General features: G+C 64.4%; 17 protein-coding genes and 2 pseudogenes. 11 read left to right on the forward strand and 8 right to left on the reverse strand.

The genetic code is table 11. From position 1 onward, the window contains the following. Positions 1 to 45: 45 nt before the first annotated feature. Complete coding sequence (locus BGI27_RS01060) at positions 46 to 804, reverse strand: helix-turn-helix domain-containing protein (protein ID WP_095523067.1); 759 nt, start codon at positions 802 to 804, stop codon at positions 46 to 48. 116 nt (positions 805 to 920) lie between these two features. Here BGI27_RS01060 and BGI27_RS01065 point away from each other — a divergent pair, with 116 nt between their 5' ends. From BGI27_RS01065 to BGI27_RS01095, 8 genes are all read left to right on the forward strand, one after another. Then, on the forward strand, positions 921 to 1,604 hold the full coding sequence (locus BGI27_RS01065; protein ID WP_223871520.1) for a YebB family permuted papain-like enzyme: 684 nt from the start codon (positions 921 to 923) through the stop codon (positions 1,602 to 1,604). 31 nt (positions 1,605 to 1,635) lie between these two features. After that, positions 1,636 to 3,777: a bifunctional acyl-ACP--phospholipid O-acyltransferase/long-chain-fatty-acid--ACP ligase gene (gene aas / locus BGI27_RS01070; RefSeq protein WP_095523068.1), complete on the forward strand. Its 2,142-nt coding sequence runs from the start codon at positions 1,636 to 1,638 to the stop codon at positions 3,775 to 3,777. Next, positions 3,774 to 5,009 carry a lysophospholipid transporter LplT gene (lplT, locus tag BGI27_RS01075; RefSeq protein WP_095523069.1) on the forward strand — a complete coding sequence of 412 codons (1,236 nt, stop codon included), beginning with the start codon at positions 3,774 to 3,776 and terminating at the stop codon, positions 5,007 to 5,009. The genes aas and lplT overlap by 4 nt, the downstream gene beginning before the upstream one ends. An 80-nt stretch (positions 5,010 to 5,089) precedes the next feature. Further along, positions 5,090 to 5,347 carry a hypothetical protein gene (locus BGI27_RS17795; RefSeq protein ID WP_223871521.1) on the forward strand — a complete coding sequence of 86 codons (258 nt, stop codon included), beginning with the start codon at positions 5,090 to 5,092 and terminating at the stop codon, positions 5,345 to 5,347. Between the two features lie 69 nt (positions 5,348 to 5,416). Beyond that, positions 5,417 to 6,079 (forward strand): 3-oxoacyl-[acyl-carrier-protein] synthase III C-terminal domain-containing protein, encoded by a 663-nt coding sequence (locus tag BGI27_RS01080; RefSeq protein ID WP_223871528.1) that lies wholly within the window; start codon positions 5,417 to 5,419, stop codon positions 6,077 to 6,079. Then, complete coding sequence (locus BGI27_RS01085; protein ID WP_095523070.1) at positions 6,079 to 7,080, forward strand: NAD-dependent epimerase/dehydratase family protein; 1,002 nt, start codon at positions 6,079 to 6,081, stop codon at positions 7,078 to 7,080. The genes BGI27_RS01080 and BGI27_RS01085 overlap by 1 nt, the downstream gene beginning before the upstream one ends. Further along, on the forward strand, positions 7,077 to 7,925 hold the full coding sequence (locus tag BGI27_RS01090; protein WP_095523071.1) for an MBL fold metallo-hydrolase: 849 nt from the start codon (positions 7,077 to 7,079) through the stop codon (positions 7,923 to 7,925). Before BGI27_RS01085 ends, BGI27_RS01090 begins: the two co-directional genes overlap by 4 nt. Next, positions 7,915 to 9,192 (forward strand): F390 synthetase-related protein, encoded by a 1,278-nt coding sequence (locus BGI27_RS01095; protein ID WP_095523072.1) that lies wholly within the window; start codon positions 7,915 to 7,917, stop codon positions 9,190 to 9,192. Before BGI27_RS01090 ends, BGI27_RS01095 begins: the two co-directional genes overlap by 11 nt. An 83-nt stretch (positions 9,193 to 9,275) precedes the next feature. Here BGI27_RS01095 and BGI27_RS01100 read toward each other — a convergent pair whose 3' ends face one another. From BGI27_RS01100 to BGI27_RS01115, 4 genes are all read right to left on the reverse strand, one after another. Next, positions 9,276 to 9,611, reverse strand: coding sequence for a hypothetical protein (locus tag BGI27_RS01100; RefSeq protein WP_141239755.1), 336 nt, complete (start codon positions 9,609 to 9,611; stop codon positions 9,276 to 9,278). A 381-nt stretch (positions 9,612 to 9,992) separates the two neighbouring features. After that, entirely contained in the window at positions 9,993 to 10,646 is a 654-nt protein-coding gene (gene nfsB / locus BGI27_RS01105; protein WP_095523074.1) for an oxygen-insensitive NAD(P)H nitroreductase, read from the reverse strand. Between the two features lie 332 nt (positions 10,647 to 10,978). Then, complete coding sequence (gap, locus tag BGI27_RS01110) at positions 10,979 to 11,989, reverse strand: type I glyceraldehyde-3-phosphate dehydrogenase (RefSeq protein WP_095523075.1); 1,011 nt, start codon at positions 11,987 to 11,989, stop codon at positions 10,979 to 10,981. 78 nt (positions 11,990 to 12,067) lie between these two features. After that, positions 12,068 to 13,048, reverse strand: a complete 981-nt coding sequence (locus BGI27_RS01115; protein WP_095523076.1) for a GlxA family transcriptional regulator — start codon at positions 13,046 to 13,048, stop codon at positions 12,068 to 12,070. Between the two features lie 159 nt (positions 13,049 to 13,207). Here BGI27_RS01115 and BGI27_RS01120 point away from each other — a divergent pair. Further along, positions 13,208 to 15,404, forward strand: a pseudogene (locus BGI27_RS01120) (OsmC domain/YcaO domain-containing protein). A gap of 239 nt (positions 15,405 to 15,643) precedes the next feature. Here BGI27_RS01120 and BGI27_RS01125 read toward each other — a convergent pair. The 3 genes and pseudogenes from BGI27_RS01125 to glmS form a co-directional block, all read right to left on the reverse strand. Next, positions 15,644 to 15,871, reverse strand: coding sequence for a hypothetical protein (locus BGI27_RS01125; protein ID WP_095523077.1), 228 nt, complete (start codon positions 15,869 to 15,871; stop codon positions 15,644 to 15,646). A 187-nt stretch (positions 15,872 to 16,058) separates the two neighbouring features. After that, positions 16,059 to 17,214: pseudogene (locus tag BGI27_RS01130) on the reverse strand (IS3 family transposase). 220 nt (positions 17,215 to 17,434) lie between these two features. Then, a complete protein-coding gene (glmS, locus tag BGI27_RS01135; protein ID WP_095523078.1) occupies positions 17,435 to 19,273 on the reverse strand; it encodes a glutamine--fructose-6-phosphate transaminase (isomerizing) in 1,839 nt (612 codons plus the stop codon). Positions 19,274 to 19,528: 255 nt separating this feature from the next. Between glmS and BGI27_RS01140 the strand changes: the two genes are divergently transcribed. Continuing rightward, the gene (locus tag BGI27_RS01140; protein ID WP_095523079.1) at positions 19,529 to 20,032 is read left to right on the forward strand and encodes an Lrp/AsnC family transcriptional regulator; all 504 of its coding nucleotides are present in this window, start codon (positions 19,529 to 19,531) and stop codon (positions 20,030 to 20,032) included. Positions 20,033 to 20,535: 503 nt separating this feature from the next. Further along, a complete protein-coding gene (locus tag BGI27_RS01145; RefSeq protein WP_095523080.1) occupies positions 20,536 to 21,210 on the forward strand; it encodes a hypothetical protein in 675 nt (224 codons plus the stop codon). Positions 21,211 to 21,338: the final 128 nt, after the last annotated feature.

The raw sequence follows: 21,338 nt of genomic DNA on the forward strand, positions 1-21,338 counted from the left end.
CCCGGTTCGAACGATGACGCGCTTTGTTAGCTGCGCTAAAGACTGTTACGGAGCCGCCTCTTCCGCAGTTTCTGCGCGCCGCAGGCTGCGAAAAGCACCCAACTCCCACTGCCGGAATGCCAGCACGAAGCCTACGCCGTGCCGTTTGTGCAACGGCACGGCGAGGCTTTCCTCGTGCAGCTCCGCCAGCTTCGCGCGGACCCTGCGGGCTTCTTCGTGCAAGCGCCCGAGCGCGGACTCCGTCAGCATGCCGTGGGCGAAGGCGAAGTATTCGTCCTCGCCGCCGAAACCGCCGTCGAAGAAGTCGCCCAGGCCGTTGCGGGCGAAGAAGCCGCGGATGGGGCCATGAGGCAGCCAGTCGAAGTCGCGGGTGACGTTCAGGCGCACACGGTTGCCGGGCAGCACATCAAGCAGGCGCAGTTTGTCCAGCCGCAGCAGCAGCGAGATCACTTCCGCCTCGCTCAACGCGTAGTTGGCCATGATGTCCTGCACGCGCCATTGGTTGAGCGTACACACCGCCACCAGCAACAGCTTCGGGTTGGAAACCAGTTCGGTTTCCTGCGTCGCGTCCAGCGTGCGAATCCGGCGCTCCTGCTCGGCGGCTTCCTGCGCCAGCTCGGCGATGCTCACACCGAGCAGGTTGGCCACCGCCATCAGGCGGTCCAGCGTCATGCGCTTGATGGAGAACATCCGCTTGACGCTGGCCTCAGCCAGCCCGAGCGCCACCGCCACGTCTCGGTAGGTCAGCCCCTGTTGCCGCAGCATGCGCTTGGCGCAGTCGATCAGCTTGCTCGCCTCATCCATATTGGTATCGTTTTTCTATACCTTTGATGCACAAATCCTAAACATCTCCGGCATTCATTGCAAACAGGGATACCTGAATGAAAACTGGGCCACCTTCATTCACGGAGATCCCTCGCATGTCACATATCCGCTTTCTCCTGGCCCTGATGAGTCTCACGCTGGGGCTGTCGGCCGCTCCGGTACTGGCTACCCCTGCCGCTGCCGCTGCCGATGGCACTTTTGCCGATACCCCGCTGGCTGCGCCTGCCGTAGATAGCATCCGCATCGGCGATCTCATCTTCATCCACGTCACACCTCTGCCCTTCGAGAAGGTTTCGCAAGCCACGGGAAGCTGGACCAATCACGTCGGCATCGTGGTCGATGTCGTGGAGGGCGAGCCGGTGGTGGCGGAAAGCACCTTTCCACGTTCGAAGATGACGCGGTTTTCCGCCTTCGTCGCCCGCTCGGCCGAAGGCCGGTACGCCGTCAGGCGTCTCAACGCGCCGCTGGACGACACCATGCGCCAAGGGCTGCTGGAAGCCAGTCGGAAGCGGATGGGCATCTTCTATGACACGGGGTTCAACCTGGATTCCTCGCGCCAGTTCTGCTCGCGCTTCGTGCATGAAGTGCTGCAGGAAGCCATCGGCGTGCAGGTGGGGGAAAGCGAGACCTTCCGTGAGCTGCTGGCCCGAAATCCGGAAACAGAGCTGGGCTTCTGGCGTGCCTGGTACTTCGGCTTCATTCCCTGGGAGCGGACGACGATCACGCCCGCCAGCCTCTATCACAGCCCGACGCTGATCACCGTAACCACGGCAGAGTAAGCCCAACGCCATGAATCAAGGGAGATTTCTCATGCGCAGCTTCATCAAGGCCGTGCTCGCCGTCATCCTCAAATGCCTGTTCCGCGTCCGCCTCAAGGGCGGCCAGAAAGGCCTGGACGCCCGCCGCCTGCTCATCATCGCCAATCACGAATCACTGCTCGACGGTTTGCTGCTGGGCGTCTTCCTGCTGATCGATCCAGTGTTCGTGGTGCATACCGGGGTGGCCCGCAGCCGCCTCTATCGCCTGATCCTCACGCTGGTCGACCACCTCACCGTAGACCCGAGCAGCCCGATGGCCATGAAGGCGGTAATCCGTCTGATCGAATCCGGCCGGCCGGTGATGATATTCCCCGAGGGGCGCATCACCGTGACCGGCTCACTGATGAAGGTGTATGACGGCCCGGCCTTCATCGCCGCACGCACTGGCGCCACGATCCTGCCGGTGCGCCTGGACGGCCCGGCGCGCTCCTTCTTCTCGCGCATGCCGGGCCGTGCAGACCGCCGACTCTTCCCGCGCATCACCCTCACGCAACTGCCGCCCACCACGCTGCCGATGCCCACCGGCGCCACCGCGCGCGAACGCCGCCGCGAGGCCGGCGAGGGCATGCGCCGGTTGATGCAGCGGATGCTCTTCGCCTCGCGCGAACGCCGCACGCTGTACGCCGGGCTGGTCGACGCCATGCACCGCTTCGGCCGCCGCCGCCCCATCGTGGAGGATCTCAAGCAGATCGAATACACCTATGGCGATCTGCTGAAGATGACGCTCGGGCTCGGCCGCCTGGTGAGCCGGCATTCCGCGCCCGGTGAAAACGTGGGCATCCTGATGCCCAATCTGGCCGCCACGCTGGGCATGATCATCGGCACTGGCGCCACCGGCCGCGTGCCCGCGCTGCTCAACTACAAGGCCGGCGTGCGGGGCATGCAGGATGCCTGCACGGCCGCCGGCATCCGCACGGTGTTCGCCTCGCGCGCCTTCGTGCAGCAGTCGAAGATCGAACAGGACGTGGCCGCGCTAAGCGACCTGCGCGTGCTGTACCTGGAAGACCTGCGCCCCACGCTGACGCTGGCCGACCGCCTGTGGATCCTGAAGGGCATACTGCTGCCCCGCACGGTGGAGCGCCAGCGCGATCCGTCGCACCCGGCGGTGCTGCTGTTCACCTCCGGCTCGGAGGGCAAGCCCAAGGGCGTGGCGCTCTCGCATGACGCGCTGATGGCCAACATCGAGCAGATCCGCGCCGTGATCGGCTTCACCCCCGACGACAAGATGCTCAACGCGCTGCCGGTGTTCCATTCCTTCGGCCTCACCGCCGGCGCGCTGTTGCCGGTGATGACCGGCATGAACCTCTTCCTCTACGCCACGCCGCTGCATTACCGCGTCATCCCGGAGATCGCCTACGACCGCAACTGCACGGTGCTCTTCGGCACCAGCACCTTCCTCGCCAACTACGCGAAATTCGCCCATCCCTACGATTTCTTCCATCTGCGCTACGTGGTGGCCGGCGCCGAGAAGCTGGCCGACCCGGTGCGCGAGCTGTGGCTGGAGAAGTTCGGCATCCGCATCCTGGAAGGCTACGGCGCCACCGAGACCGCGCCGGTGCTGGCGGTGAACACGCCGCTGGCCTACCGCTCGGGCAGTGTGGGGCAGTTCCTGCCGGCCATCGAGCACCGCCTGGTGAAGGTGCCCGGCATCGAGCGCGGCGGCATGCTGCACGTGCGCGGGCCGAACCTGATGTCCGGCTACTACCGCTTCGAGGCGCCCGGCCGCCTGCAGCCGCCGGCTTCCAGCCAGGGCGAAGGCTGGTACGAAACCGGCGACATCGCCGACGTCGATGAGGACGGCTTCGTCTCCATCGTCGGCCGCGTCAAGCGCTTCGCCAAGGTGGCCGGTGAAATGGTGTCGCTCGAAGTCGTCGAGCATCTGGCCGCGCAGGCCTCGGCCAGCGCCCTGCACGGTGCCACCACGCGGCCGGACGGCGCACGCGGCGAAAGCATCGTGCTGTTCACCACCGACGCGAGTCTCACCCGCGAACGCCTGTCGGACGCCGCACGCAGCCTCGGCATCCCCGAGATCGCCGTGCCGCGCAGCCTCCGGCCGCTGGCGGCGCTGCCCCTGCTCGGCACCGGCAAGATCGATCACGTCACCCTCAAGCACCTGGCGGAGGCCATCGCATGAATACCCGCACCCTGAATCTCCCGCTCGCCTCCACCGGCATGTTTGCCGTGCTCGGCGCGCAGTTCTTCTCCGCGCTGGCGGACAACGCCATCCTCATCGTCGCCATCGCCCTCGTGAAGGCCCGGGGCGCCGGCGAGATGGCGCCCTTGCTGCAAGGCGCCTTCGTGCTGCCCTTCATCCTGCTCGCGCCCTTCGTCGGCCAGATCGCGGATGGTTTTCCGAAAGGCCGCGTGATGCTTGCCGCCAATGCGTTCAAGCTCATCGGCGCGGTGCTGATAGCCTGCGGCATCCAGCCCATCCTCGGCTACGGGCTGATCGGCGTGGGCGCGGCCGTGTATTCGCCGGCCAAGTACGGCATCCTCTCGCAGATGTTCGCGGCGGACCGCCTGGTGCGCGCCAACGGCATGCTCGAAGGCTCCACCATCGCCGCCATCCTGCTGGGCTTGCTGCTCGGCGGCTGGCTGGCCGACCATTCGATGGCCTGGGCGTTCGCCGGCGTCATCGGCGCCTACGCGCTGGCGGCGGCTATCAACCTGCTCATCCCGCGCCTGGCGCCGGAAAACCCCGCCCCCACCTTCGCGCCGCGCGCACTCATCCGCCGCTTCGGCCAAGCCCTGCGCACGCTCATGCGCGACCCCGACGCCCGCTTCAGCATGCTCGGCACCAGCGTGTTCTGGGGCTGCGGCAGCACGCTGCGCCTGATGCTGTTCGCCTGGGTGCCGGTGGCCCTGACGATCCAGGACAACCAGACGCCGGCCAACCTCATGGGCGTGGTGTCCATCGGCATCGTCGCCGGTGCCGCCATCGCCGCCGGTGCCGCCATCGCCGCCGGCTGCATCTCGCTCGACAAGGTGAACCGCAGCCTGATCGGCGGCCTGCTGATCAGCCCCATCGTGCTCTGCCTGGCCCACATCAACCAGTTGCTGCCCGCCTCGCTGCTCATGGCCACGATCGGCGTCTGCGGCGGGATCTTCGTGGTGCCGCTGAATGCCCTGCTGCAACAGCGCGGGCACGAATCGGTGGGCGCCGGCAACGCGCTGGCGGTGCAGAACTCCATGGAGAACACCGTCATGCTGCTGTTCGTTGGCGCATACTCGCTGGCCAACCGGGCCGACCTTGCGGTGGGTACGGCAATGACCGGTTTTGGCCTGCTGCTGTCGGTGTCCATCCTCCTGCTGGCTCTGGCACGTCTGGCCCGTGGCAAGGCAACGATGGCCCGGAGCCGTTGCTGACCCCATCCCGCAAACAAACGGGCGGTGCGCATATCCGCCATCGCGGCATGTGCACCGCCCAGACGAAAACAGACGAAAACATGACCTTGCACCAGCACCGTTCGCGCGCCGTCAGCCTGCTCGGCACCGGCCACGCGCTTCCCTCCGTCGTGATGACCAGCACCGACCTGGACCGCACGCTCAACCACGCCCCCGGCACCATCGAACGCCTCAGCGGCGTACGCGTGCGGCATTTCGCCCGGCGTGATGAAACGGCGGCCATGCTGGCCGCGGCCGCCGCCAGCCTGGCGCTGGCGGACATCGATTGCCTGGTCGCGGCCAGCGGCACACAGGATTAGGGCCTGCCGCACAACGCCGCGCTCATCCACCGGGAACTCGGCCTGCCGGCAGACGTTCCGGCCTTCGACATCAACGCTTCCTGCCTGGGCTTTCTGACCGCGCTGGACACGCTGGCGTGGCCCATCGTCGCCGGCCGCTACCGGCACGTTCTCATCGTGGCGGCAGACATCGCCTCCTGCGGCCTGGACTGGAGCAAGCTGGAGGCCAGCGCCATCTTCGGCGACGGCGCGGCAGCGGCCGTGGTCGGTACGGCGCCTGCCGGAGCCTCCCGTCTGCTTGCGGCCGAACACCAGACTTTCTCCGAAGGCGTAGCCCTGTGCCGCATCCCCGGCGGTGGCAGCCGCTACCATCCGACCCGCATCAATCAGCCCTTCGAGCCACTGGCCCGCTTCCACATGGACGGCAAGGGCGTGTTCAGGCTGGCGGCGCAGCATCTGCCGGCATTCGTCGCGCGGCTGCTGGTCCGCGCCGGCCTGCGCCTGGAACAGATCGACTGGATCGTGCCGCATCAGGCCAGCCAGTTGGCCCTGACGCATCTGGGCCGCCGCCTTGGCTTCGCCCGGAACAAGTTCATCGACGTCTTCGCCGACCACGGCAATCAGGTGGCCGCCTCGCTGCCCACGGCGCTCGACATCGCCATCCGCGATGGCCGCATCCAGCGCGGGCAGCGGGTGCTGCTGCTGGGCACGGGGGCCGGCCTGGCCGTCGGCGGCATGATCTTGGAGTACTGATGAAGATCGTCATTACCGGAGGCACGGGCTTCCTCGGGCGCCACCTGGTCTGGCGTGCGGCCGCCGAAGGCGCGCAGGTCATCTTCACCGGCCGCGACGCCAGCGCCGCCCGCGAAGTGATCGATCACGCCCCTGCGGGCGCCGTCCGCTGGCAGGCCGTGGCGCACGGCGAGGCCGACGCCCAGGCTACGCTCACCGACATCGCCCACGATGCCGACGCCCTCGTGCACTGCGCGGCCCTGTCCGCCCCCTGGGGCCGGCGCGAGGCCTTCCATCGCGCCAACGTCCTCGGCACGGCGGAGGTCATCGCTGCCTGCCAGGCCAATGCGGTGCCGCGCCTGGTTCACATTTCCACCCCCAGCGTGTACTTCGGCTTCGCTGACCGCCTGAGGATCAACGAAGACGCGTCATTGCCGACGCCCGCCAACGAGTACGTGCGCACCAAGCTGGCCGCCGAAGCGCTGGTGCGCAAGGCGGTGCTGCCTTCGGCGGCCATCCTGCGGCCGCGCGCCCTGCACGGTCCCTGGGATCAGGCACTGGTGCCGCGGCTGCTGCGCGTGATGCGCCGCGGCCCCATCCCCATCATGCGAGGCACGGACATCCAGCTGGACCTGACCTACATCGACAACGCCGTGGACGCCGTCTGGCTGGCGCTGACCCGACCATTGCCACGCCCGCTCAGCGTCTACAACGTCAGCAACGGCCAGCCGGCCACGCTGGGCGCGCTGCTGGAAGCCATCGCCCGGGAATTCGGCCTGCCCCTGCGCACGCGCGTGCTGCCCTGGCCGGTGGCGGCACTGGTGGCGCGCGGGCTGGAAGCCACGGCCCGCCTGGGGCGCGGCAAGGAGCCGCTGATCACGCGCTACAGCGCCGGCGTGCTGGCGTTCAGCCAGACGCTGGATGTCTCGCGTCTGCGCAACGAACTGGGCTGGCAGGCATCGGTTTCGACGGAAGAAGGCATCCAGCGCCATGCCCGCTGGTGGAAGGCCCGGCAAACATGACCCGCGTCAGCCTGGAGGTGTTACGCGTGGGCGCCTGCCGCCATCTGGAATGCATGGCGGCGCGCGGCGGCCGCTGGCGCCTGGTGGACTTCCCCGCCCTGTGCGGCCTGATCCGCCACCCCACGCGGGGCTGGCTGCTCTACGACACGGGCTATGCCGATCACTTCTTCACCGCCACGGCAGGCTGGCCAGAGCGGCTTTACCGCACGGCACTGCCCGTGGAACTACCCACGAACGAAATCCTGGGCACCCAGCTGGCGGCATGGAATCTACGCCTCGCGGACATCGGCACACTCATCGTGTCGCACTACCACGGTGACCACATCGCGGGCCTGCGCGATTTTCCCGCCGCGCGCTTCATCGCCCTGCAGGCGGATTCCGCGCCTTTCATGGCGCTCAGGGGCAAGCGCTGGCGGGCCACCCTCGGCGGCCACCTGCCCGGCCTGCTGCCCGACGACTATGCCAGCCGCCTCACGTTCGCCGAAACCTGCCCGCTGCGCGACCTGCCCGGCTGGCTGGCCCCCTTCACGCAAGGATTCGATCTGCTCGGCGACGGCAGCCTGCTCGGGGTGCCCCTGCCCGGGCACAGCCACGGCCAGCTCGGACTTTTCATGCCGGATGCCGATGGCCGGCCGGTCTTCCTGATTGCGGACGCCTGCTGGTCGCTGCCTGCGCTGCGCGAAGGGCGCCCGCCCGCGTTCCCGGCGATGCTCCTCAGCGCCGAGCGCCAACGCTTCCACCACACCTTCAACGCGCTGGCCGGCCTGGCCGCGCGCGAACCGGCCATCGCCCTGCTGCCCTCGCACTGCCCGGCAGCCTGGCAGGAGTACCAGAATGAACGCTGATGCATTGATCATGGCGGCGCATTTCGCGCATACCCGCTGGCGGCTGGCCTTCGACGACAGGCAGAAGCTGGAGGACTGGCAGCAGGCGCGCCTGCAACGCTTCCTGCGCGAAACGCTGCCGCGCGCGAGTGCTTTCCGCCATGCCGGATACGAACGGCTGAGCGATCTTCCCATGATGGATAAGGCTTCGATGATGGCGGCATTCGACGCCTACAACACCCGGGGCATCCTGCTCGACGAAGCCTTGCCGATCGCGATGCAGGCGGAGCGCTCGCGGGACTTCGAGCCGACCTTGGGCCAGGGCAGCCGGGCGCTGACGGTGGGGCTTTCCAGCGGCACTTCCGGCAATCGCGGCGTGTTTCTCGTCAGCAAGGCCGAACGGCTGCGCATCGCCTTCTTCCTGCGCGCCAACAGCAATCTGTACACCACGCTCAACAGCCGGCGCATCGATTTCGCATTCCACGACCTGCTGGAAGGCATCGAACCGGCATTGCCACGGCTAAACGCGAACAGGCCCGACGTGCTGGTCGGCCCGCCTTCACTGCTGCGCGCGTTGGCCACCGAAGCGGCCGCAGGGCGGCTCCACATCCAGCCCGCGCACATCATCTCGGTGGCCGAAGTGCTCGAGGATGACGACCGGGGAGCCATCCAGGCCAGTTTCGGGCAGGCGCCCCATCAGCTCTATCAGGCGACCGAAGGCCTCCTGGGCTACACCTGCGAGCATGGCTGCGTGCATCTGAACGAAAGCTTCGTGCACATCGAGCCGGACTGGCTCGACGAGGCACGCACCCGATTCCAGCCCATCGTGACCGACTTCACCCGGCAGACGCAGTTGATCGTGCGCTACCGCCTCAACGACGTGCTACGCGTGTGCGACGCGCCCTGCCCCTGCGGCCGCGCCGAACGGGCCATCGCCGCCATCGAAGGGCGCAGCGATGAAGTTCTCTGGCTGCCCGCGCTGGCCGACGGCCGCGCGACACCGGTATTCCCGGACTTTCTGCGCCGTGCCATGCTGTTTGCCGGTACGACGGTGCGCGAGTACCGCATCGTCCAGGCCGGCATGCGGCTGGACATCGCGCTGCAGATCCCGGGCGATCGTCCGCAGGCCATCCAGCGCGTAAGCCACGAACTGGCCGGCCTGTGGCAGGCCCTTGGGCTGCAAGCCCCCGCGCTGAACTTCAACGACTGGCAGGCACCGGCAGCAGGCGTGAAACGCCGCCGGGTGGAACGCCGGCAGGCGCCCCCGGGGCTCGCATGCACGTTCTGATCCTCGGTGCCCGCGCGCCGGCCAGTCTCGAATGGGCACGCGCCTTCCATGCCGCAGGCTGGCGGGTCACGGCCGGGGACAGCCTACGCTGGCCGCTGACGCGTTTTTCCAGCGCGGTCGATGCCTGGCTTCCTCTGCCGTCGCCCCGGCGGGCTCCTTCGGCCTGGATCGAAACGCTGCGGCAGGTGGTCCAGCAGCGACACATCGACCTCGTGCTGCCCACCTGTGAAGAGGTCTTCTATCTCGCGCACGGTCGTGACCGGATTCCGGCACGCGTGCTGGTGCCGGACTTCGATCTCCTGCACGAGTTGCACCACAAGGGGCGTTTCGCCGCGCAGGTCCGGGGCTGGAGTGTGGAAGCACCCGAAACGTATCTGCTCTCCAGCCGCGAAGAACTTCATGCGTTCATGGCCGGACACGATCCTCGGTCCTGGGTATTCAAGCCGACGTACTCCCGCTTTGCCAGCCACACGCTGATCCGCCCGGACGCCAGCGCCTTGGCTCGCCTGAGCCCCACACCGGCCCAGCCCTGGGTGGCCCAGCACCATGTCAGTGGCCGGGAATGCTGCAGCTACAGCCTGCTGGTGGAGGGCCGCCTGACGGCGCATACCTGCTACCGCCCCCGCCATCGTGCGGGCCGTGGCGCGGGGATCTGGTTCGAGCCGGTCCGGCCTGCACCCGTGCAGGCCTTTGTCGAGCACTTCGGCCGCCAGACAGGCTACACGGGCCAGGTCGCCTTCGATTTCATCGAGCACGCCGACGGCCGCTGCCACGTCATCGAATGCAACCCGCGCGCCACTTCAGATCCGGCTGATGACCCGATCGACCGGCAGGCGGGATTTGGGCAGCTTGGCGTTGAAATCCTCGCCGCCGCTGTAGCCCAGCGCCACGATCACCACGCTGGTCAGCCCTCGGGCGCGCAGGCCGAGTTCCTCGTCGAGCACGGTCGCATCGAAGCCTTCGATGGGGCAGGCATCCACATCCAGCGCGGCAGCGCCGAGCAGCAGGGTGCCGACGGCGATGTAGACCTGCTTCTCCATCCAGTGCTGGGCGTCCTTGCGGTCGAAGCGGTGCAGGTTGACGTAATAGCCACGCCCCTTGAGCTGGCCGGCCTTGGCCTCGGCGTTGGCGATGCGGCCATCCACCTCTTCCTGATCGATCACGGCGGCGAGATGCGCGTCGTCGAAATCCTGGCGCGCGCAGAAAACCACCACATACGAGGCATTCAGGATCTTCGGTGCGTTGTAGGCCGTGGAGCCATAGGTCGCTTTGGCGACACGCGCCTTGCCTTCATCCGAGCCGGCCACCACGAAATGCCAGGGCTGGGAATTGATGGACGAAGGCGAGAAACGCAGCAGCTCTTCCAGCTCGGCGACAGCCTCCGCCGGGATCTTCCGGGTCGGGTGGAAAGCCTTGGTGGCACGCCGTTGATGGACGATTTCCGAGATCTTCATGAAACGACTCCTTGTAGGGGTGAAAACCTGGCGACGATCTTGCCACGCCGGCCCCCGCCAGCGCCGGATACTTGCGCGGGAGTTGCAGGGCGTCAAACCACCGGAGTGCCCCTTTTCCATGAATCGCGCCCCGAAGATAAGGCTACCGCCGGGTAATGCCATGCATTTCGGACATTCTCGTCATCCCGGCGAAAACCGGAATGGCGCCGATCTGAAAGAACTCACGCTTAAGTGAACAGCATCGGGTATGCAAACCCGCCCCTCCGGCTGGGGAGGGTTTTGCATGGCAGACGGAAGATCAGGAACAGCTTCTATCTAAGTGGACGGGATGCCTACAGCCCCCTGCTCTCCATATGCAGCGCCAGATCCACGAGACGGTTCGAGAAGCCCCATTCGTTGTCGTACCAGGCGAGCACCTTCACCAGGCGGCCACCGATCATCAACGTCGACAGGCCGTCGATGATCGAAGAGCGCGCGTCGCCCTGGTAATCGCTGGAAACCAGCGGCTCATCGCTATAGCCGAGAATGCCCTGCAACGGACCGGACTCGGCCGCACGGCGGAAGGCAGCGTTGATCTTCTCGACGCTGGTCTCGCGCTGGAGCGTCACCGAAAGATCGACGATGGAAACCACCGGCACGGGCACGCGTAGCGAATAGCCCGTCATGCGTCCGTCCAGCGCCGGGATCACCTTGCCGATAGCCTTCGCCGCGCCACTGGAGTACGGCACGATGGAAAGCGCCGCGGCACGCGCACCGCGCAGATCCTTCTCGGGCTGGTCGTGCAGCGCCTGGCTGTTGGTGTAGGCATGCGTGGTGTTCATCATGCCGTACTCGATACCGAAATTTTGATGCAGCACCAGCGCCGCAGGTGCCAGGCCGTTAGTGGTACAGCTACCGTTGCTCACCACGTGATGCAGCGCAGGATCGTAACGCTCGTGATTGACGCCCATCACCACCGTGATGTCATCGTTCTTGCCCGGCGCCGAGATGATCACGCGCTTCGCGCCGCCGTGGGTGATGTGTGCCTCGGCCTTCACCTTGTCGGTGAAAAAGCCTGTGGCCTCGATCACGATGTCGACTCCGGCACTGGCCCACGGAATGGCGCCGGGATCACGCTCGGCAAAGACACGGATCGGCCTGCCGGCCACGGCGATCTGCCGCTCAGTCGCCTCCACCGTGGCAGGCAAGGCGCCCTGAATGGAATCGTGCTTGAGCAGATGGGCGAGCGTCTTGCTGTCGGTGAGATCGTTGATTGCAACGATCTGGAAATCCTCACGCCCGAGGGCCGCACGCAGCACATTGCGGCCGATGTGGCCAAAACCGTTGATGCCTACCTTGACCATGACTGGCTCCCTTGTCGTTCGTCGTGTCGCCAATCTAACGCCAGCCTCCAATGACGTACACGACAACAAAGGATCAAATCAGGACAGAATGCGCGGCTGGAATCTCTCCCTGTACTCGCCCGGAGTCACCTGCAGGTTGCGCTCGAACACACGGCGCAGGTTCAGGCTGCTGCCAAACCCCGCCGCCAGCGCCACCTGCTCGATACCCTGGCCGCCCTGCTCCAGCAACTGGCGCGCAGCACCGAGACGCATCTCCTCGACGTAGCGGGCTGGCGGAATACCCGTCTCGCGCGTGAACACCCGGGTGAAGTTGCGTGGGCTCATGGCCACGCGTGCGGCCAGGCGCTCGACGCTGAGATCCTCATCCAGATGCACCATGATCCACGCCTGCAAATCGCGAATCGGCCCGGGCCTAGCCGCCTCCGTCTGCAGGAAACGCGAGAATTGCGATTGCCCGCCAGGCCGGCGCAAGAACATCACCAGCTCCTGCGCCACGTCGCGAGCCACCGCGAACCCATGGTCCACCTCGACAAGCGCCAGCGTGAGGTCGAACGCCGAGCTGACGCCGGCCGAGGTCCACAGCGCCCCGTCCTGCACGTAGATCGGCCCGCGCTCCACCCGCACCTGCGGAAACTGCGCCTGCATCGCATCCAGCAAGCGCCAGTGCGTGGTGACGCGGCGCCCCGCCAGCAACCCCGCCTGCGCCAGCAGCAAGGAGCCCGCACATACCGCCGCGATGCGCTGCGCCTGCGGCGCAGCAAGCCGCAGCCAGTCGGCCACCGCCGCGCGCTCTTCCTCGCTGCTGCCGCGCCCGCTGAGCATGATCGTGTCGCGCGGTGCATGCGGATCGAGATCCGTCAGGCGCACATCCGCCAGCAGATTCAAGCCGGAGCGGCTGTGCACCACGCGATGCGGCTGCGTGGTGGCCACGGTGACGACATAAGGCGCCTTTGCCGAATCCGGCGCACGCGTCCGGTTGGCCTGCATGAGGATGTCGGCAATGCCGGCCGCCTCGAAAAGCATGCCGCCATCGAGAACGATGATCAGAAAATCGCACATGGCGTGGATGATACATTCAGCACAGATCAAGCCACAACGCAGAGCACGCAGCCCTGAAGGATGGGCCAGCCCCCGGACAGTCAGGAAGCGCGGTCTTCCCCAAGGAAGGCCTGATAATGGCGGCCAACTCGTTTTTGCACGCCATTTCAGGATTTCCCCATGGAAATCAAGGTCAACTTCCTCGACAAACTGCGTCTCGAAGCCAGGTTCGACGACTTCACGGTCATCGCCGACCAGCCCATCCGCTACAAGGGCGATGGCTCAGCGCCGGGGCCTTTCGATTACTTTCTGGCTTCATCCGCCCTGTGTGCCGCGTACTTCGTGAAGCTGTACTGCGACACCCGCAGTATTCCCACCGAGAACATCCGCCTTTCGCACAACAACATCGTCGATCCGCACGACCGCTACAAACAGATCTTCAAGATCCAGATCGAGTTGCCGGCGGATATCTCCGCCAAGGACCGCCAGGGCATCCTGCGCTCCATCGAGCGTTGCACAGTGATAAAGGGTGGTGCAGACCGGGCCGGATTTCGTGATCGAGGAAGTGGAGAATCTGGATGCCGACGCCCAGGCCCTGCTCACGCTGAATCCGGATGCGGAAACCAGCACCTACATCACCGGCAAGGATCTGCCGCTGGAGCAGACCATCGCCAACATGTCCGGCTTTCTGGCAGGCCTGGGCATCAAGATCGAAATCGCCTCGTGGCGCAATCTGGTGCCCAATGTATGGTCGCTGCATATCCGCGACGCGCATTCGCCGATGTGCTTCACCAACGGCAAGGGCGCAACCAAGGAAAGCGCGCTAGCATCCGCCCTGGGCGAATATATCGAGCGCCTGAACTGCAACCATTTCTACAACGACCAGTTCTGGGGCGAAGACATCGCCAATGCGCCGTTCGTGCATTACCCGAGCGAGCGCTGGTTCAAGCCGGGCCGGAAAGATGCGCTGCCGAAGGAAATCCTCGACGAATACTGTCTGGCGATTTACAACGCCGACGGCGAGCTGCGTGGCTCGCATCTGTTCGACACCAATTCCGGCAACGTGCAGCGCGGCATCTGTGCGCTGCCCTATGTGCGCCAGTCGGACGGCGAGGTGGTGTATTTCCCGACCAATCTGATCGACAACCTTTTTCTCAGCAACGGCATGAGCGCCGGCAACACGCTGGCCGAGGCGCAGGTGCAATGCCTGTCGGAGATTTTCGAGCGCGCGGTAAAACGCGAAATCCTCGAAGGCGAAATCACTCTGCCGGGTGTGCCGCAAGAAGTGCTGGCGAAATACCCCGGCATTCTGGCCGGCATCGAAGAGCTTGAGAAACAGGGCTTCCCGGTACTGGTGAAAGACGCGTCACTGGGCGGGCAATTTCCCGTGATGTGCGTCACCTTGATGAACCCGCGCACAGGTGGCGTGTTTGCCTCGTTCGGCGCGCATCCCAGCCTGGAGGTGGCACTGGAGCGCAGCCTGACCGAATTGCTGCAAGGGCGCAGCTTCGAAGGCCTAAACGATCTGCCCCGCCCCACCTTCGAGAGCAACGCGGTGACGGAGCCGAACAACTTCGTCGAGCACTTCATCGACTCCAGCGGCGTGGTGTCCTGGCGCTTTTTCAGCGCCAAAGCGGATTTCGGCTTCGTTGAATGGGATTTCACCAGCCAGGCTGAAAACGCCAACGCCGAGGAAGCCGCGGCCCTGTTCGGCATTCTCGAAGGCATGGGCAAAGAAGTTTACGTGGCGGTGTATGACCAATTGGGCGCCACGGCCTGCCGCATCCTGGTGCCAGGGTATTCGGAAATCTACCCGGTGGAAGACCTGATCTGGGACAACACCAACAAGGCGCTGCAATTCCGCGCCGACATCCTGAACCTGCATCGCCTGGACGACGCCAGCCTGGAAGCGCTGCTCGAACGCCTGGAAGACAGCGAGCTGGACGATTACACCGACATCATCACCCTGATCGGCATCGAATTCGATGAAAACACGGCCTGGGGTCAGCTGACGATTCTGGAACTGAAACTCCTGATCCGCCTCGCCCTGCAGCAATTCGAAGAAACCAAAGAACTGGTGGAAGCCTACCTGCAATACAACGAAAACACGGTCGAACGCGGCTTGTTCTATCAGGCCTTGAATGCGGTGCTGGAAGTGCTACTGGACGATGAGCTGGAGCTCGACGATTACATCGTCAATTTCCGCCGCATGTTTGGCGACCCGCGCATGGATGCGGTGATGGGGTCCGTAGACGGCAGCGTGCGCTTCTTCGGCTTGACGCCCACGAGCATGAAACTCGAAGGTCTCGACAGACACCAGCGCCTGATCGACAGCTACAGGAAACTGTACACGGCGCGGGCCAAGGCGGCGAGCTGATTCACTCAGGAATGCGATCCGTGGATGGATCAACCGGGAGCGGCTCGGTGACTGACCGCAAAAACTGCCTGATGCAGCTGCTCACAGGCGGCTCCTAGACCAGAGCGACCGGTCACTACGGTGAGAGCCGATGGCTGCTGCCGACTCTAAGTGGGAATAACCAGCTCGCAGAAGCGGACGTTCAGGGCTATTTGATGCGGAGACCGGTACCTATGCGGTGAGTCATGCTTCATCTGTCCCTAGACTAAGCACCTCCCCGCATCGGTCGCGATTGTGAACAAACACAGAGGAATATCTGGATTGAATGTCTTCGTTTCCAACATCGAGACGAGGCGCAACAGCATCGTCTTGCCCGGGCAGTTCCATCCGTAAATGAGGCTCTTGACTCCAAATTCGACAGCGCCAGCAGGTGGGGTGTAGTCGGCGAACATGCCAAGCCCCTTGATACGTAGGAAGCTCTTCAGCATGGCAGCCCCTTATATCTTTGAATCTCTGGCCGGATCGGATCGATGCCAATGGTCGCGATCGTTCGAAATCGATCCGTAGCATTCCGTGATGCGGCAACCAACATCGGATCTATTTCACCACAACAACGCCCAAGGCGTTCATCGTCTCAGTACTCATTATGAATCGCCCTGAATCGCCCCGGGTTTCCTAGACAGCCCCGAGCTTCATGAAATACTGTTTTTCATAGTCTATCGGAGACATGCCATTTGCGTGGCTGTGTCGCCGTTTCGGGTTGTAGAACATCTCGATGTAATCGAACACGTCACGGCGGGCATCCTCGCGTGTTGGATAGATTTTGCGTTTGATCCGCTCGCGCTTGAGCAGCTGGAAGAAACTTTCTGCGACTGCGTTGTCGTGGCAGTTTCCTCGGCGACTCATGCTGCCCTTGAGCTTGTTGGCGCGCAGGAACGACTGCCAATCGTCGCTGCTGAACTGGCTGCCCTGATCCGAATGAACCATGACCTCCTGCGTCGGCTTGCGGTGCCAGACGGCCATCAGCAAGGCGTTCAGTGCGAGGTCTGCCGTCATCTGAGCACTCATCGACCAGCCCACGACCTGTCGCGAGAACAGATCCAGGACTGCCGCCAAAAACAGCCAGCCCTCATGCGTGCGGATGTACGTAATGTCAGTCACCCAGACCTTGTTCGGTTCGCTCACGTCGAACTCGCGCTGAAGATGGTTCGGTGACACGTTGGCAGGACAGCCCCCCCCGTAGCGGCCCGGCCGACGCCCATAGCCCGTCAGGGACTTGAGGCCGATCTGGCGCATCAGCCGAGCAACACGATGCTTGCCGCAGGATTCGCCCAGATCGCGCAGGTCATGCGTGATCTTACGGTAACCATACACGGCACCACTTTCCAGCCAGCACTGCTTGATCAGGCCTTCAATGCGCTGATCTTCCAGGGCACGTGCAGACAGCGGCTGGGCTTGTGCCAGGCGTAGTACCCACTCGGATGGACCCGCATGACCTTGCACATGCGTCGGATTGGCCAGACGTTCTGATGCGCTTCGATGAAGGCGTACCTTACCCGGACTGCTTGGCAAAGTACGCTGTGGCCTTTTTTAGGATGTCGCGCTCCTCGGTTACCCGCTTGAGCTCGGCTCGTAGCCGACGTAACTCGTCCTCTTGGCTATCCTGCGTTTGACGCTCCTGCGGCGTCAGGCTGTAGCGCTTGATCCATGCGTACAGACTGTAAATGCTCACATCCAGTCGCCCGGCAACGTCCGCAACGCTATGTCCGCGATCGGTCACTTGCTTGACCGCTTCAATCTTGAACTCTTCCGTGTATCGCTTGCTACTCATAGACACCTCCACTTGGTTGCCAGCTTAAGGCTTCGAAGTGTCTAGTGAACCGGGGGCGATTCAAGGCAAAGAGTCGAATGGCTCCTTTGGCCGAGATCCGGGCGCTAAAGGGTAAAAAAGAAGGGCCCCTCAGGGCCCTTTCTCTTGTACGCAGTCCGACAGACTTTGTTTTTCTCCGACAGACTTTATTCCCTGAATACATCAATTGCAGTCCCTCAACTCACTCCACCGTCACACTCTTCGCAAGATTTCTGGGCTTGTCCACATCCGTTCCCCGCGCGCAGGCAGTGTGATACGCGAGCAATTGCAGCGGCACGACATGCAGGATCGGTGAGAGCGCGCCGTAGTGTTCCGGCATGCGGATGACGTGGATGCCGGGTTCGCTTTCGATGCTGGAGTCGGCGTCGGCGAAGACATACAACTCGCCGCCACGTGCGCGTACTTCCTGCATATTGCTCTTGAGCTTTTTCAGCAGCTCGTCGTGCGGGGCGACGGTGACCACCGGCATGTTGGCGTCCACCAGCGCGAGCGGGCCGTGCTTGAGTTCGCCGGCCGGGTAGGCCTCAGCATGGATGTAGCTGATTTCCTTGAGTTTGAGCGCGCCTTCGAGGGCGATCGGGTAATGCTTGCCGCGGCCGAGGAAGAGCGCGTTGTGCTTCTTCGCGAAGTCCTCGGCCCAGGCCATGATCTGAGGCTCCAGCGCGAGCACGCCCTGCAGCGCGACCGGCAGGTGGCGCATCTGGCGCAGGTGTTCGGCTTCCTGTGCTTCGGTGAGGCGGCCGCGCACCTGGGCGAGCGCCAGCGTGAGCAGGAAGAGGCCGGCGAGCTGGGTGGTGAAGGCCTTGGTGGAGGCCACGCCAATCTCGACACCGGCGCGCGTGATGTAGGCCAGCCGGCATTCGCGCACCATGGCGCTGGTGGCAACGTTGCAAATGGTGAGCGTGTGCTCCATGCCCAGGCTGCGGGCATGCTTGAGCGCGGCGATGGTGTCTGCCGTTTCGCCCGATTGCGAGATAGTGACGACCAGGGTGCGCGGGTTGGGCACGCTGTCGCGGTAACGGTATTCGCTGGCGATCTCCACCTGGGTGCTGATGCGGGCGATGGATTCGAGCCAGTATTTGGCTGTGCAGCCGGCGTAATAGCTGGTGCCGCAGGCAAGGATCAGCACCGAGTCGATATCCCGGAAGATCTTCCAGGCTTCGTCACCGAAGAATTCCGGCGTGATGCCGGTGACGCCCTCGAGCGTGTCGCCAATGGCGCGCGGCTGCTCGAAGATTTCCTTCTGCATGAAGTGGCGATACGGGCCCAGCTCAGCCGCGCCACTGTGGGCATACACCGTGCGCACTTCGCGCGTGGCGCGCACGAAGCCCTCGCCTTCGCGGGCTTCGACCCAGAACTTGCCGATCTGCAGATCCACCACGTCGCCTTCTTCCAGATAGACGATCTGGTTGGTGACGCCGGCCAGTGCCATGGCGTCGGAGGCGAGGAAGTTCTCCCCTTCGCCCGCGCCGAGGATCAATGGCGAGCCGGCACGCGCGCCGACCACCCGGTGCGGTTCGTCGCGGCAGAAGACGGCGATGGCATAGGCGCCCTTGAGACGCACGATGGCGGCCTTCACGGCGGCGAAGAGATCACCCGCGTAATGATGATCGACGAGGTGAGCGATGACTTCGGTGTCGGTCTGGCTGACGAAGGTGTAGCCCTTGGCCTGCAACTCGGCACGCAGCGCTTCGTGATTCTCGATGATGCCGTTGTGCACCAGCGCGATGCGCGCATTGGCGTCGCTTGGCGAGAAATGCGGGTGCGCATTGTGCACTGCCGGCGCGCCGTGCGTGGCCCAACGCGTGTGGGCGATGCCGGTGAAGCCGGCCACGCCGTCTTCCACGATGAGGGTATCCAGCTCGGCCACGCGCGAGGTGGAGCGCGCCCGGCGCAGCGCGCCCTCTTGGTGCACAGCCACGCCGCAGGAGTCATAGCCCCGATATTCCAGGCGCTTCAAGCCTTCGACGAGAACGGGAACGATATTGCGCTGGGAAACGGCTGCAACGATGCCACACATGGCGCTACCTCACGGAAAGGGCTGACGATGCCGTGCATGCTAGACGCCACCCGGAGAAATTTGATTGCAAATACACAGAAGATTTGTGCTTTTATTTCTACGCACAGAATCCGTGAAATAATATTTCGTGACTGCGTCACTTTCCTAGATCGGGCGAGCTTGTGCCAACGACGGTATCGACGACCTCATCTCGTGACCCATCACTTCGCAAATGCAAGGCCAGCGTTTGCGTCAGCCTACATTGGAGGCAGCAACATGAACGTTTCCCCGTCGCTGGATGCCACCGATCTGCGCATCCTGGCGCAGTTGCAGCAGGATGCCGGGTTGACCAACCAGGATCTTGCCCAACGCGTGCATGTGTCGCCCGCCACCTGCCTGCGGCGCGTGCAGCGGCTGGTGGAGGCCGGCATCATCGAGCGACGCGTGGCGATCCTCTCGGCGGAGAAGCTTGGTTTCGGGCTGACGACCATCGTGGAGGTGACGCTGGATGAGCAGGCCACCGAGCGGCTGGATGCCTTCGAGGCCCGTGCGGTGGCGGATGTGTCCGTACAGCAGTGCTACCGCGTGGCGAGCGGCCCGGATTTCGTGCTGATCCTGCAGGTGGCGGACATGCAGGCCTATCAGCAGGCGGCCAACCGGCTGTTCGCGGCGGATGCCAATGTACGCAACGTGCGCAGCTTCTTCAGCCAGCATCGGGCGAAGTTCTCCCCGCACATCTGCCTGCCTGAGAACCTGTCCAAGGATTTCCATATGCCATGAAAACCCCTCCCGACCTCCAATGCTGTTCACTTAGGCCCCGATCCTTGCGGGTCGGCGTCATCCCGGCGCAAGCCGGGATCCAGAGGTACCCGAAAACACTGGATTCCGGCTTGCGCCGGAATGACGAAATTGAACTGAACGGTATTAAGGGTTGGGGAGGGGTTTTACACAGGAATCCAACCCTGAAGCTGCCGGATGTATGGCGATGAAAAGACTATGCGCAGGTTCTGAGGGTACGACAGGCAACAACAAGGGCTGATCTCAGGTGCGAACCGGGTTACGGCAGCCGGATCCGACTCCACGCGCTTCGGGGCTTCGGGGCATCGACGCCCGCATAGAAAGACGAAAACAGATTGCAGACCTTCAAACCCGAACCGCACACAAACGCCATGTGACCGAATGCACACCTGACACCACGAACGGCCCTGGCCGATGGACCATTGCTCCTACAATGCCCTCACCTGTCGCCGGTCGGCGGCCTTGGGTGGATGCAGGAGTTCGCAATGGCTAGATATCGGATCGTGTTTGGCGGGAACTTGCGCGAGGATGTCGAACCGGTCACCGCTAAGGCGCGCATCGCGAAGCGCTTTGCGCTCAGCCCGGAAAATACCGGAAAGCTGTTTTCGGGCTGCCGGGTGATACTCAAGCACGATCTCGACGAGGCCACAGGTCAGGCCTATGCGGCCCGGCTCACGCAGCTTGGCATGCTGGTGCAGCTTGAGCACCTTGAAGAAACGCCGGCCGCGGCCGTCGCCACATCCGATGGCGAAGCCGCGATGCTCAACACCATGGCCCGCATCCACAGCAACCTCGCCCGTGCGGAGGCAGTGCTACAAGGCACGGCGCGCACCGAACAGGATACCCAGCCCAATCTCGCCACACAGGGATTGGCCATGCCGGAGGAGGAGCACTCGCCCTCCGTCGAAACGCAAACGCCCGTACAGGAAAGTGTTGCGGCAGGCAGCACGGAACCACCTCCAGCGGAAACCCCGGCACGCCTCGACGAAACCGCGCCGCTCGCCCGAGCCGCGCGTGAAGCCCTGCCTGAGGCGAATGCACCGGCCCGGTCCCTGGCGCTGGCAGGCAGCTTCGTCTGCCCGCACTGCGGCTCGACACACCGGCTGGAACTCGGCCTGCAAATCAGCACCGCCACGACTCAACACCAGCACTCGGCCTGAGTGCCCGATGCCGCTCCCTCGTGATTTCGGTGCAAGCCGAAATCCAAACCCATGGTGCGCGTAGCGCACCCTACACGCCCTGCCCCACCTCGTAGGGTGCGCCATACGCACCGTCCTACGGAGCCCGG

The sequence above is a fragment of the Candidatus Dactylopiibacterium carminicum genome, from assembly GCF_014736495.1.
Lineage (GTDB): Bacteria > Pseudomonadota > Gammaproteobacteria > Burkholderiales > Rhodocyclaceae > Uliginosibacterium > Uliginosibacterium carminicum.